At 51.0% G+C, this 13,498-nt stretch carries 12 protein-coding genes; 1 reads left to right on the forward strand and 11 read right to left on the reverse strand.

The genetic code is table 11. The annotated features are described in order from the left end of the window. Window positions 1-36: 36 nt before the first annotated feature. The 3 genes from IPK01_15690 to IPK01_15700 form a co-directional block, all read right to left on the reverse strand. Window positions 37-1,287: a Cathepsin L gene (locus IPK01_15690; GenBank protein ID MBK7934879.1), complete on the reverse strand. Its 1,251-nt coding sequence runs from the start codon at window positions 1,285-1,287 to the stop codon at window positions 37-39. 715 nt (window positions 1,288-2,002) lie between these two features. Beyond that, complete coding sequence (locus IPK01_15695) at window positions 2,003-3,178, reverse strand: phosphopentomutase (GenBank protein MBK7934880.1); 1,176 nt, start codon at window positions 3,176-3,178, stop codon at window positions 2,003-2,005. Between the two features lie 86 nt (window positions 3,179-3,264). Continuing rightward, complete coding sequence (locus tag IPK01_15700; GenBank protein ID MBK7934881.1) at window positions 3,265-4,389, reverse strand: VWA domain-containing protein; 1,125 nt, start codon at window positions 4,387-4,389, stop codon at window positions 3,265-3,267. Window positions 4,390-4,587: 198 nt separating this feature from the next. On the opposite strand from IPK01_15700, the gene IPK01_15705 reads away from it, so the two are divergent. Beyond that, window positions 4,588-6,321 (forward strand): VCBS repeat-containing protein, encoded by a 1,734-nt coding sequence (locus IPK01_15705; protein MBK7934882.1) that lies wholly within the window; start codon window positions 4,588-4,590, stop codon window positions 6,319-6,321. A gap of 71 nt (window positions 6,322-6,392) precedes the next feature. Here IPK01_15705 and trxA read toward each other — a convergent pair whose 3' ends face one another. The 8 genes from trxA to IPK01_15745 form a co-directional block, all read right to left on the reverse strand. Beyond that, on the reverse strand, window positions 6,393-6,719 hold the full coding sequence (trxA, locus tag IPK01_15710; protein MBK7934883.1) for a thioredoxin: 327 nt from the start codon (window positions 6,717-6,719) through the stop codon (window positions 6,393-6,395). Window positions 6,720-6,856: 137 nt separating this feature from the next. Next, the gene (locus tag IPK01_15715; protein MBK7934884.1) at window positions 6,857-7,924 is read right to left on the reverse strand and encodes an alkene reductase; all 1,068 of its coding nucleotides are present in this window, start codon (window positions 7,922-7,924) and stop codon (window positions 6,857-6,859) included. Window positions 7,925-7,983: 59 nt separating this feature from the next. Further along, on the reverse strand, window positions 7,984-8,535 hold the full coding sequence (locus tag IPK01_15720) for a redoxin domain-containing protein (protein MBK7934885.1): 552 nt from the start codon (window positions 8,533-8,535) through the stop codon (window positions 7,984-7,986). Between the two features lie 6 nt (window positions 8,536-8,541). Next, a complete protein-coding gene (locus IPK01_15725; GenBank protein MBK7934886.1) occupies window positions 8,542-9,555 on the reverse strand; it encodes an NAD(P)-dependent alcohol dehydrogenase in 1,014 nt (337 codons plus the stop codon). Continuing rightward, the gene (locus IPK01_15730; GenBank protein MBK7934887.1) at window positions 9,552-10,211 is read right to left on the reverse strand and encodes a YceI family protein; all 660 of its coding nucleotides are present in this window, start codon (window positions 10,209-10,211) and stop codon (window positions 9,552-9,554) included. The genes IPK01_15725 and IPK01_15730 overlap by 4 nt, the downstream gene beginning before the upstream one ends. A 19-nt stretch (window positions 10,212-10,230) precedes the next feature. Further along, the gene (locus IPK01_15735; protein MBK7934888.1) at window positions 10,231-10,827 is read right to left on the reverse strand and encodes a thioredoxin family protein; all 597 of its coding nucleotides are present in this window, start codon (window positions 10,825-10,827) and stop codon (window positions 10,231-10,233) included. Window positions 10,828-11,002: 175 nt separating this feature from the next. Next, on the reverse strand, window positions 11,003-11,428 hold the full coding sequence (locus tag IPK01_15740; GenBank protein MBK7934889.1) for an Rrf2 family transcriptional regulator: 426 nt from the start codon (window positions 11,426-11,428) through the stop codon (window positions 11,003-11,005). Between the two features lie 111 nt (window positions 11,429-11,539). After that, window positions 11,540-13,342, reverse strand: a complete 1,803-nt coding sequence (locus IPK01_15745) for a transglycosylase SLT domain-containing protein (protein MBK7934890.1) — start codon at window positions 13,340-13,342, stop codon at window positions 11,540-11,542. Window positions 13,343-13,498 lie beyond the last annotated feature (156 nt).

Genomic DNA, 13,498 nt, shown 5'->3' on the forward strand with positions numbered 1-13,498 from the left:
TGCCTCTTTGGAGCTAACGACGATCGATCCAACCTATTATGGTTTGAGGATCGGTCTTTTGATCTCGTTTGGTTTTGGTTTGATCAACGGCTCGATCTTTCGGATCGGCGTATTGATCTGGGGTTTGTACCATTCCTTTTTCGCGGCCATGACCCATGCGGCGTAATCGCCGATGCTGTCTGCTTTGTATTTGATCCAGGCGTAGCCTCTTTCCGTACCGAAACCGGCCTTCTCACCCCATCCGGTTCCCCACGAGTTCTTGATCAGCCACGCACCTTTTGAATCGTCCCAACCAACAAGCAGGACGATATGATTGGCGGCATAAACGGTCTGGCCTTCATACGGGCCCATCAGCGAACCGTCGGACTGGACGGTCAAGCCATCTACGACGGCACCGGGAGCCCGCCATTCCTCGAAGACACCTCCGGTATAGGCCTGAAAATCATCCGTCACCCAGAGCCCTACGGCGATCGGCCCATATTGGACAAGCGCGTTCTTGAGTTCCGCGACCGTTGGCATACGCATCGCGGTTGTTCCGGGAATCGCTTCGTCTGTCACATTTCCCCAAGCGGCAACCTGAAAATTCGAAGCGTAGCCGGGTGCGAGGCCGCAATTTGGATTGGTTGCAGCGATATACGGCGAATAATTTGACTCAAGCAGTGTTCCTTTCGGGATCATATAATCGAAAACACTTGTATGCCATCCGCCATCACAGCTGCCGACCTTGGCACAATCGAGTATTTCCTGTTCTGAAAGGTCCCACTTTTCGCCGTTACGCTTTTGATAGCTGGATTCGTACGCGGCAAGAGCTCCAAAATCCCAACAGCTGCCGCAACCTCCCTGATTCTGCACGCGCGTGACTATGCCGAACTTGCGCCAGTCAAATACCGTGAGGTACGGCGACGCAGAGAGAATGAAATCGTGTGCCCGCACCCCCGCACGCTTTTCGTAATCGAGCCGGAGCACCTCATCGGCGTTCAGCATCTGCTTTGCTCTGGTGTTTTGTTGAATGACGAGAGAACGTAGATTTTTCGGGATCTTTAATCCGGTGAGCTGCTTTATCGGAAGATCGAGAGCCGTGGTGTAACCGATCGTGTAATTGAGTTTCCGCTGTTGGATCTTAGTCCGAAGATCGGTGAGTTTCTGTTTGACCTGCGGCGGGGCGCTTAATTCACGTTTTGCATAATCAATCTCCTGAGCGGTGATCGTGCCCGAAACGGCCAGAACGAGCAATAAAAGAAATGAAAATAGATCTAAGCGACTTAGAAATTTGTTCTTGACGCACATGACTACCTCCTGTGGAAAGTGCGGAGAAATGCGCCGTTTAGTAAAGATCCTTAATTATCAAATTTGCCGGAATTATCGTGAGATCCGTTTCAATAGACTCACACCGTCTGCTATCGTCAGACCAAAATTCTCCGCAACTGTCTGACCTATGTCGAAGGTTGATTGACGTATGCCGTTATCCGCCTCCGATAGCGCCATCTTACCATAAACCGGCACCGTAGCGTACTCATGGATTTCGTCGGAGCCGCCGGGGGCCTTGTCGTTTCGGTGGTTGGTGGTCAACGCATAAGACAAGTGCAGACACCGCGATAGGCACGCGATCTTTACGTATTCGCTTGCGGTACAATCTACGGCCTTAGGAGAATCGGATTTGTTGCATAGATAATGTTATTTACTATGTGTGCATTCCATGATAAGATCGAAGAAGGTCCGAATACGGCAAGCCGTGGATATTTGATAATTTTGTATTAACGCAACTATCGTGACCCTGCTGTAAGACAATTTCTTACGTTTTTTTTGAAAACAGCGGGACAGAGGCAAAAAACGAACATAACCACTGTAAATACATATAGTTGCCTGTCCCGCTCGCATGCGGGACAAGTGCGGGACAGATTGGGACAGAATTGAGGACGAATCCTGCCAACTCTAGGCAGGGCAACGAGTTAGCCGATTTGAGCAGAAATGCGTGTCCCGAATGGCCATCACGGGGCGGCGGTCAGATCTCGGTCAAGAAACTAACACCGTCTTCGATCTCGACGCCGAAGTTTTCGGCGATCGTTTGGCCGATGTCGGAGAGCGATTGACGCGTGCCGAGGGCGACGTTTTGTTTTGCACCTTTGCCGTAGACGAGCAGCGGGACGTATTCGCGGGTGTGGTCCGAGCCGGGATAGCTCGGGTCGTTGCCGTGGTCGGCGGTCATTATGAGCAGGTCGTCGTCGTTCATCGCGTCAAAGATCTCGGGCAGGCGGGCATCAAAATGCTCAAACGCCTTTGCATAGCCCTCGGTATCGCGTCGATGGCCGTAGAGCATATCAAACTCGACGAGATTGCTGAAAATTATGCCGTGCGAATCGGCGTTTAACGCCTCGATGGTGACGTCAATGATCTGATCGTTGTTCTTAGCGGTCAGGTCCTCGGTCACGCCCATGTTGTCGTAGATCGACGCGATCTTGCCAATGCAGACGACGTCAAGGCCGGCGTCCTTGAGCTTCGGCAGCAGATTGCCGCCCGGCGGCGGAACGGCGTAATCGTGACGATTCTCAGTACGTTTGAAACTTTCGGCGGTCGCACCCAAGAAAGGCCTCGCGATCACGCGGGCGACCTCGTCTTCGCCATGCAGCAGTTCGCGGGCGATCTCGCACATTTCATACAGACGATCTACGTGAACGACCTCTTCGTGAGCCGCGATCTGAAAGACCGAATCGGCAGAAGTGTAGACGATCGGCTTGCCGGTGCGAATATGCTCTTCGCCTAGATCTTTGATAATTTCAGTTCCGCTCGCGGGGATATTGCCGAGTACGCCCGGCACGTTCGCCTGACGGACAAATTCATCAATGATCCGCGGCGGGAAGCCATCGGGAAACTTCGGAAAACCTTGTTTCAGGATGATCCCGGCCATTTCCCAATGTCCGGTCGTCGTGTCTTTGCCGTCCGATTTGAGCGTGCATTTGCCGAACGCACCGGTTGGCGATTCGACAGGAGCGAGGCCTCTAAGCGGAGTGATATTGCCGAGGCCGAGCCGCTGAAGGTTAGGTATGTTGACGGTTCGTGATTCGAGAATATGCCCTAGCGTGTTCGAACCGGCATCGCCCCAGTCGGCCGCGTCCGGCATTTCGCCGATACCGGCACTATCGAGGACCACTAAACAAACGCGATTGAATTTCGAAGTCATAAGTAGATTTTGCCACGAATGGCACGAATAACACGAATAACACGGCCTTTGGTATGTGCAATTTGTGTGATCTGCGGCCTAAGATCTTAATTTGACGGTGCGGTGTAGCCCTCGCGGGCACGAAGTTGGGTGCCGACGGGCAGGCCTTTGAGTTCGACCTTGATCTTGCGGTATGTGCCGTCGCGTTTGTCGTTCGAAGGATAATAGCCGAGTGTGTATTGCGTACCGATCGCCTCCGCAACGCTCTTGAATGCCGCTCTAGCTTCGTTCAGATCGGCAGCCGGGAATACTTTTCCGCCCGATGCCTTGGCAAGCTCGCTCATCTCGGCATCGGCGATCTCATAGAGCCGTTTGCTGACGGCAAGGCGCTCAAAATCGCCAAGGCCGCAGAACGTAGTAGCTTTTTCAGTGTTCTTTCCGGCCTTGATGCTCTTGTAATACCGGCGGATCTGAGCCGTCGAGAATCGCGTCGCAGATTGACAGTCGCCCAGTAGGCCTTCTTCAAAAAAGTCGCGGGTGTCGACCTTAATGAAAAAACAGATGATACCTCGCTTCTGAAGGGCATCTTTGATCTCGGCAAACTCGGCAAGGCTTGTGGAATCTACACCGTCCGTCAAAGCGACCAACGCCCGACGGCCGCGAAACTGTTCCTGCGGCTGGTCGCGGAACAGGCTTTCCGCCGCCGCCAGCATCGAATCATAGTAAGGAGTACCAAAGCTCATACGGACATTTTGGATCGCCGTTTTGAGCCTAACACGATCGTCGGTCAGGCCGTTCATCACCTGTGAGACCGCGATGGTCTGGCCGTCGCGCTGATCTGACTTGAAACCGACCAGGCCAACGCGATCGCCGGGCCGAAGCGAGTTGATAAAATATAATGCTGAGCTTTGGATCAACTGCAGATCGCCGCGGGTTGATCCCGAAGTGTCGAGCAGCAGGGCAACCTCAAACGGAGCTGAAGTAGCAGAGAAATCAACGACCTCCTGCTTTTTCCCGTCTTCGTAGACGATGAAATTTGATGCTTTTACGCCGGCGAGCGGCGTCCCATTGGCCGAGTTGATCGCGACCGGAACATCAACCAGCTGCGTATCGACGCGGATGACATCATCGCCGGCCTTCGTCACCTGTCCGCTCGCAAATTGAACATTTACGAGAAAACATGCCGCCGCAAAAAACAGAACGCATTTATATACCACCGAATGAGACCCCACGATGCCTATGATTGTAACAAAGAATTGAGTTTCGACGCGATATCAAATGCCGCTTAAAGCTCGCAATATTGTGGATTTGTGCTATGATTTGGAAAAGTTACTTAGAAAGTAAATTCTGTTTTGGGCATAGGAAAGAATGCGATCACCAACTTTCGCGATCCTGTGCCGACTATAGTCCGATTAATTGAGGTGTAATAGATGAAAATGATACGTGTTCCCTTTTTTGCGGCAACTGTGATGCTTGCTGCGATCTTCTTGTTTACAGCGACCATGTTCGGTCAGAACCGCGCGACAACAAACGGCGCCCGTCAGCCCTCACGTGTAGCGGCACCTTCGTCGCTTGTGGTTGAAAATTTTGACTATCCTGCCGCGACGGCACTTACAAGCGCTGGCTGGACCGCACACAGTGCCGGCGGTACCAATCCGTTAACCGTTACGGAGCCGGGATTGACATACTCCGGCTGGCCATCGGCGGGAAATGCTGTCTCGATGACCACATCGGGCGAAGATGCCCACCGCACCTTCCCTGTCCAGACCTCGGGATCTGTGTATGCCGGCATCCTGGTTAACTTATCCGAGGCATCGCTGGACGCTACCGGGGGTTACTTTTTTCATTTGGGGCCGAATCCGATAGGCACAACATTTCGAGGCCGAATTTTTGTTAGGAAAGACGCAATGAACAATGTTTCATTCGGATTTACCAAGGCAAGCACCTCGACCCCGGCCGACATTGTTTACACGCCCTTCACCTACGCTCTCAATACTACTTATTTGATGATCGTTAAATACACGATCGTTGATGGCGCAACCAACGACACCGCATCATTGTTCATTAATCCGGCACTCGGCGGTGCCGAGCCTGCCGCGACGCTTGTTGCCACCGATATCGGCGCAAGTGATATAAATCCAGGAGCCTTTGCTCTTCGACAAGGATCAGTTGCTACCAGTCCAACTGCTCGGGTAGACGGGATCAGGATCGCAAAGTCATGGGCGGATCTTTTAACTGCGGCCCCAGCGGCTGCGGTTGATTTCAATGGTGATGGCAGAACGGACTTCAGCGTAGTTCGCAATACCGGCGGCGGCCCTACCGGGCAGATCACCTGGTTCACGAGCCTTAATGGTTCGGGCACCACATCGGGTACTGCGTGGGGCATTGCCAGTGATTTCTTTGTGCCGGTCGATTATGACGGCGACGGCAAGACCGATATTGCAATTTGGCGTGCCGGAGCACCGACAGTTGCAGCATTTTATATTCTCGAGAGCCAGTCAAACACCGTCCGAATCGATCCATTTGGACAAACCGGCGACGAACCTCGTGTAGTTGGCGATTATGACGGCGATGGAAAGGCCGATCCGAGCGTATACCGTGGAGGAGCAAATTCCGGCGATCCAAGCACTTGGTTCTACCGCGGATCTCTAACACCAAGCTCCGTCAATTACGTTCTTTGGGGACAGAACGGTGACTTCCCTGCACCCGGCGACTACGACGGTGACGGAAAGCGAGATTTTGTAATTCAGCGAAATGATGGCGGCGGTCAGGCACGTTTTTGGATGAACCAAACAACAGCCGGTCAAACCTCGATCGTATTTGGTACACCGACTGACGTGATCGTCCCTGGCGACTATGACGGCGATGGCAAGACCGATCTCGCGGTGGTCCGAGGCTCAGGTGGAAACTATAATTGGTTCGTAAGGCCAAGTTCGACCGGTGCTATCAGTGCCGTGCCCTTTGCGGTGTTTGGCAATTCTGCAACGGATTTTCAAACTCATGGTGATTACGACGGTGACGGGAAGACTGACGTCGCGGTTTGGCGGCCAAATGCTGACCCCGCGGCAACTTTCTTCTATTTCCAAGGCTCAACCAGTGGCTTCGGAGCTGCTGAATGGGGGCAAAACGGTGATTATCCGGTTGCTAATTTCAATCGCTTTTAAGGCGGTGCATGCTTAATGCAGATAGGCTGGTGTTCATTCGAACACCAGCCTTTCTCAGTTGCAACCATCAATTAAACGTATTTATTGATCACTTTCGCGATAGCTTCCCGCGTCACGGCACCGACGATGCGTTCTTGTTCCTGGCCGCCCTTGAACAATATCAATGTTGGAATACCTCGAATGCCGAATTTGTTTGGCACGTTCTGGTTTTCATCGACGTTCATCTTGAAAACGCCGGCCTTTCCGTTAAATTCCTCAGCAATTGCTTCGACCGACGGAGCGATCATCCGGCAGGGGCCGCACCATTCGGCCCAAAAATCGACCAATACGGGCTTGTCCGAACCCAAAACGTCCGTGTCGAAACCTGAATCTGTTACTGTTTTTGCAAAATTTCCCATCTTCTCTCCTTAATATTACCTTTGCGGTCATTGCCGCCTAGATTTTTTTATCTTATCTTTTCATTAACCCTTTGCCAAATTCATCGTAATTCTGAATGGATCAAGTACCGAGCCATTTCATTGGAACTGTTCAACTCTCAGGCAGATGCAGCTTGAGACATGGTCGGATAGTCATTATATCCGGCTTCGCCGGGAGTGTAATATGTCGACGGATCCGGAGCGTTCAGGTCTAAATCCATTTCAAATCTCTCCGGCAGATCAGGATTTGCGAGGAACTTCGCCCCAAATACTATCGCGTCTGCCTTGCGGGCAGCAAGATACTCGTCGGCCCGTTCCCGGTCAAAATTAGCACCGGCAAAATATACGCCGTCGTAAAGCGGCCGCAGCTTTTCATGCCAACCGGCATTTGCATGGTCACCGACATGTATGTACGCCAACCCCTTCCCGTTCAGTTTTTGAACGATGTAAGAATACATCTGGTCAGCATCTGGCTCCTGAATGTCGTTGAAGGGCATAGCAGGAGAAAATTTGACACCGACCCGATCGCTGCCTATCGCTCTAGACATCGCATCCAGGACCTCAAACAGGAATCTGGCACGATTCTCGATCGTTCCGCCATAATCGTCCGTTCTAAGATTTACAGGCTTCATCAAAAACTGCTGGACCAGATAACCACTCGCACTATGAAGTTCAACACCGTCAAATCCCGCTTCGATCGCATTTCTTGCGGCATCGGCAAAATCGTGTATCGTGGCCTTTACTTCTTTCGCCGTGAGAGGCCGAGGCTCTACGAAATCCTTCATTCCCGAGTCCGTATAATTCTGCCCCTTCGCCTTAACGTCACTGGCCGATACCGGCTGTGCGTTGTCCGGAAGCAGGTCAGGCAGTGCAATGCGGCCAGTGTGAAACAACTGCATGAAGATCTTGCCGCCCTTTGAATGGACTGCCCTCGTCACCGGCTTCCATGATTCAATCTGATCCTGCGTGAAAATTCCGGGCGTGCGAACATAACCCTTAGCCATAGGTGAAACATTCGTTGCTTCGCTGATCAAAAGCCCGCCCGACGCCCGATCCGCATAGTACTTCGCGACAAATGCCGGCTGAACTCCTTCGTCATTAGCCCTACTTCTGGTCATAGGAGCCATCACGATACGGTTCCTTAGTTCCAGTTCACCTATTTTCAATCCATCAAATAACCCTGTCATCTATTTCCCCCTTGATCTCAAATGCCCGACTAAGCCTTTCCTAGGCGTTTGACACATGTTCAGTGGCCGATCTCTGCCTTGACCGCTGCCATGACCCTTGGGTCATCGGCGGTCACATCCGGAGCGATACGAGCGGCGATACTTCCATCTTTGGCGATCAGGAATTTTTCGAAATTCCACAACAGGTCTCTCGAATTCTCACGTTTCTGGCCAAACCCGGCGAGCTTTTCTTCAAATTCCGAGCCGTTGGAAATATCAACTTCACCTCTTTCTGCGGTCAGTAGGCCGTAAAGCGGATGCTGATCGTCCCCCTTGACCGAGATCTTGTCAAAAAGCGGGAAGGTCACGTCATAATTTGTCTTGCAAAACTCCTGGATCTCTTCATTTGTTCCGGGTTCCTGAGCCAGAAAGTTGTTCGCCGGGAATCCGAGAACCTCAAAGCCCTGATCCTTGAATTCTCTGTAAAGCTTTTCAAGCCCTTCATATTGCGGCGTCAGTCCGCATTTTGATGCGACATTGACAAGCAAAAGCGTCTTTCCGTTAAACTCCGAAAGTGTGGTTTCGGTTCCATCTATCCGGCGGACCGGAATCTCATAGATCTTGTTCGACATGTGAAATCATTCTCCTGTTTTTATTACGATCTTTCCAAAATGTGAGCCGCTTTCCATATAGTGGAGAGCTTCACTCGCTTCATTAAAATCAAATACTCTATCGATCACCGGTCGCATTTTCGTTGCAGAGATCATCATATTCAAATCCTCAAACATTGCTCGCGAACCGATAAAAATTCCTTGTATCCGGATTCCTTTCATAAAAACGGGAATTGGGTTGAATTCGCCCGCCATATCAAGAGCCCCGACCAGCGCGATGTGCCCCCCGACCCGAACGGCCTTAACTGACTTAGCAAGCGTTCCGGTACCGCCAACCTCGACAACGTGATCGACGCCCAGGCCGCCCGTTAATTCGACTACTACCTTGTCCCAATCGTCACGCGTTCGATAGTTGATAGTCTCGTCCGCACCGAGCTGTTTTGCCCGTTCAAGCTTTTCGTCACTGCTCGAAGTAGATATCACACGTGCCCCGAAGTGTTTTGCGATCTGCAAAGCGAATATCGAAACACCGCCGGTTCCGAGCGTCAAGACAGTATCCCCCGCCTTGATTTTTCCCGATACAACCAAAGCGTTCCACGCCGTAACGGCGGCACATGGCAATGTCGAGGCCTCCTCGAAAGAGAGATACTCTGGCACGCGCACAAGCCCCCCCTCGCCGAACGTGCCGTAATCGCGAAGTACTCCTTCAAATAAACCGGCACCTATCGCCGCTCTCGATTTTTCTGCCGAGGGCTCTCCGTCGACCCAGCCTTGAATGACAATTGGGGAAACTCGGTCACCGACCTTCCATTTTGTGGTACCGTCACCGACGCTGACGACCTCACCGGCTCCGTCAGAAAACGGCACTGCCGGCAATTTCATTCTAGGATTATATGATCCGGACACAACCATTACGTCTCGGTAGTTGAGTGAAACTGCATGAAATTTGACCAACACCTCACCGGCAGAAGGAGCGGGTATCTCCCGCTCCGCTAGGGTAAGTTTATCAATGCCGAATTCGGTTATCTCGTAAGCTCTCATTTTGTCCGCGTCGGATTAAGTTCCATTCTGATCAAAACGTCATCGCGGATCAGGTCGTCCGCTTTCCCCGCATAAACAATGCCGAAATCCTTTCGGTTGATCGAGAACTCGGCCAGTACCATGATCTTGTCAGCCAAGACGCGGATCGTCGCTGGGAACGTGATCGATTTTTTGACACCGCGAATCTCAAAATCGCCGGTCACATTAAATGGTCCGGCCTGCCCGGCAGGAGGAACGATCTTGGTCGAAACGAATGACGCCTTGGGAAATTTTTCGACCTCGAAGAAATCTGCCGTCATGAGGTGTTTGGTCAAACCGTCTGTATCGGTAAAAAGCGAATTCATTTCAATATCGACTTTTACGGTGCTGGCCTCAGCCTTTTCGCCGACCATATCTATAGTACCAGTGAACTGTTTGAAACCACCGTCATGCTTTCCGGTGACCTTTGATCCAGTAAACTCGATTTTCGAATTTTCCGGCGTGATCGCTATCGCGGTCCCTTTTGTTTCGGATAGAGCAGTAGAGGATTGCTTTGTTGTTGCCTGGTTGGCAGTACTTGGGGCGGTGGTCGACGCCTTCGGCTTGTTTGCCGTCGGATCAGCACAAGCTGATATCATCAGCCCTGAAAAAACTATGGTTAAGTAAAGTGTCTTCATCAATTTCTCCTAAATATATTCAGTATTTATCTAGCGGCAGCAGCCGTCCGTCCTTTGCTCCAGTTATCCTCAATCGTTCAAATTCCACCTGTATCGACATTGATCTGTCCGCGCTGCACCAACGCTGCAACTGCTCCAGGATCGTATCCTTATCAATGCCGTTCGCTTTCACATCTTCGCAAGCGACCCGTGCCGCCTTTGGCATCGAACCCCAGGTCCCGAGAACCTTGCCCGACGAAGTATCGATCGCTATCAGTTTCGGGATCGACCTTGCTCCGTTGGTCAGCCACCTGTCCATGAGATCCAGATTCTCATCACGTAAACGATATCTTGCTTCAATATTATCGCTTTCCGTAGCATTTTTCTCGACCACGGGAACGTTTGGGGCGGAATCGCCGCACCAGGCTTCGGCGATGATCAGCCACGTCATCTTGCGCGTCAGTCCCGTGGCTGCCGCTTTTATTCCCTCTCCAAGTGCGATCGTATTTTCGAGCCGGTTTATCCGGTGCCGTTTCAGCTTTGTGAATTCAACATTCGCCTCGGTCTGGATCGGGCCGGTCGTCTTCCCTTCGGCAAGGAGTCTGTCGATCAGATCTATATACTCGGGAAATGTCATCGCCCGGTGTAAATGTTCTTTTATGGCGGTCGCCTCCCGTCAAATTCCCCAGAATCGTGCGACTAGCCGCATCAGATCGACGATCCGCGGGGTCCAAGTAATAAATAATGCGTTCATATACTCCCATCTTGTAATATCTGTAACAGTATTTGATACAGATAGGGTTAAAAAAATTTTATGCGTGTGCCGTCTCTACCATTTCGATAACACTCGCCAATGTGAACTGCCTCAACTTTTCGCCAACTGTCTGCTCGATCTCTTTCTGCAGATTGCAGAGCACTGCTTCTATATTCTTACCGATGGGGCAATCCTGATTCGGCGATTTTGCATGAAGAGCAAACACTTCACCGCATGATACTGCCTTATAGATCTCGCAAAGGCTGATGTCTTTTGGCGCTTTGGCTAACCGAGTTCCGCCGGAAGCTCCGGTCTGCGACATTACCAAATTTGCATGGTTCAATTGACCCAGCAGTCGGCGTATAACGACGGCGTTGGTATTTACGCTCGCGGCTATGCACTCGGATTTGACATTATCGTCACCCGATTTTGCCAACATCGCCAGCACATGCACCGCCATTGAAAATTGACTGTTAGCCGCCATATCTGTAACAAGTATAGTTACAATGAAAAGGGATGTCAAGCGATTCGATCATCGGCGCAAAAAAGCCGGTGTCAAATCAACCCCGGCGTCTTTTAGTATATTTCAAAGTTACTATTTCGTCGGTATTCTGATCTCGCGGCCGGCACCCAAGACTGAGTTTGTCAAGAGACCATTGTACTTCGCTAATTCAGTCGCGTCGACCTTCTCCCTGGCCGCAACTTTCGCGACCGTATCACCGGATCTTGCTTTAACAATTCTTATATTGCTAATTGACAGAGACGCCGGCTGATTAGTCGGACGAGAATACGAAATCGCAGCAACATTATTGCCTTTGACAGGAACGAAGACCTTTCCTTGCGGTTTGGCCATACCAGGATTTGCCGCGATCAAGTCAGCCACAGGTACGCCCGTCCGGTTCGAAATAGTTTGCCACGTCTCACCGGATGTCGAGTTCGCGAGATTAGTGTTGTTGATCTTGGATGCGGGAATGCGTCGGAACAAGGCAACGACTTCGTCAGCTTTCCCGGAGGGCACATTGACGACATACGGCATTGGAGGTGTAACATTGCCGCGAAGGTGTGGATTGAGATATCTCAGATATTGGACACTTGTATCCGCCGCCTGTGCCAGCAATCCCAAATTTGTGGAACCGGGAATTCTAATACGGTCATAAACCAAACTTGGAGCAGGACGTACGTGGCCGAAGCCGTATTGACCTGGATTATTCGCGATCAGGATCGTTGCCAGGATATTAGGAACATAATTCCTTGTTTCCTGCGGCAGATACGGATACGCGAGCCAAAAATTGGTCGCTCCCGCACGACGAATGGCACGGTCAGTGTTACCTTCCCCACAATTGTATGCCGCCATCGCAAGTTCCCAATTGCCGCCGTAGCGGTTCGCAAGGAATTTCAAATATCGTGCCGATGCACGGGTGGCCTCGTCAAAACTATTTCTTTCGTCCACATACGCGTTTCGCTGAAGACCAAATCTTGATCCGGTTCCAGGGATAAATTGCCACAATCCGGACGCCGCCATATGGGACATCGCACTTGGCTTCCAGGCACTCTCGACCTGCCCCAACCATGCGACATTTTCCGGCACGCCTTCTTCCTTAAATATTCGGCGAGCCATGCGCATGAACATACCCGAGCGGTAGAGGCCGATCTCCATTGTTGACTTACCGCGTCCGCGGTAATAGTTGATGTATTGCTGGATCATCGGATGGACTTGGAACGAAAATCCAAGTGATTTATTCGCTACCGCCGTCTGAATATACTGATATTGCTGCTGCGCAACAGGATTGTTATCAACCTGAAGCTCGTCGCTTGTGAGCACAAGCTTCGAAAGTTCATCAAGCGGTGAAGGTTCAAACTCTTGATTGTTAAATCCAACCTTTGGTCCGCCGGCATTAGATCCGGCAACTGCAGCTGTGATCATCGAGGAATCAGCAGCGGATCTGTTTTGCGATGGACGTGTAATACGGGCGACCGTGTCTGACAACGATGTTTCAATATTCCAAGTGCACGTTGCGGCCAGTTCCCGCACCTTCGGCATCTGATTGTCTGCAGGAAATTCGATGCGGTAGATCGTTTCGATCAGTTGATTATAGCAACCCTGCAGTTTCGCATCTTTTTGGATATTGAGAGTCGAATATAGGAAGACCTCGATTGACTTATTGAATTTCTCGCCTGCCATCTGCCGATTGTCATCGACATATGCAAGAAGGCCTTCCCGAAACGCTGTACCGGATTCGAGCAAGACATTGTTGACTGAATCCTGTGCCCTCGCAACTTGAGGTGTCATTGTGCCATTGTTTGAGGTAGTACTTGTCACTTGAGCGCTCGAAACCGCCGCAAATGCCAGAATAAGGAATGTTGTAAAGCTTAGGATCCTATTAATGCTAGTTTTCATCAAATCTCGTAATTTTTAATCCGTATGGAAAATCCCCGATGTCTTATTATAAATAAATGCTAAATATGTCTAACGCTTCAATATTTGAAAAGTTCCAAACCCGCGGTCGACGCAGATTTCGGCTACCTATTGTTTCTAATTTACCACTTCGCCGAC

Source organism: Acidobacteriota bacterium, assembly GCA_016713675.1.
Classification (GTDB): domain Bacteria; phylum Acidobacteriota; class Blastocatellia; order Pyrinomonadales; family Pyrinomonadaceae; genus OLB17.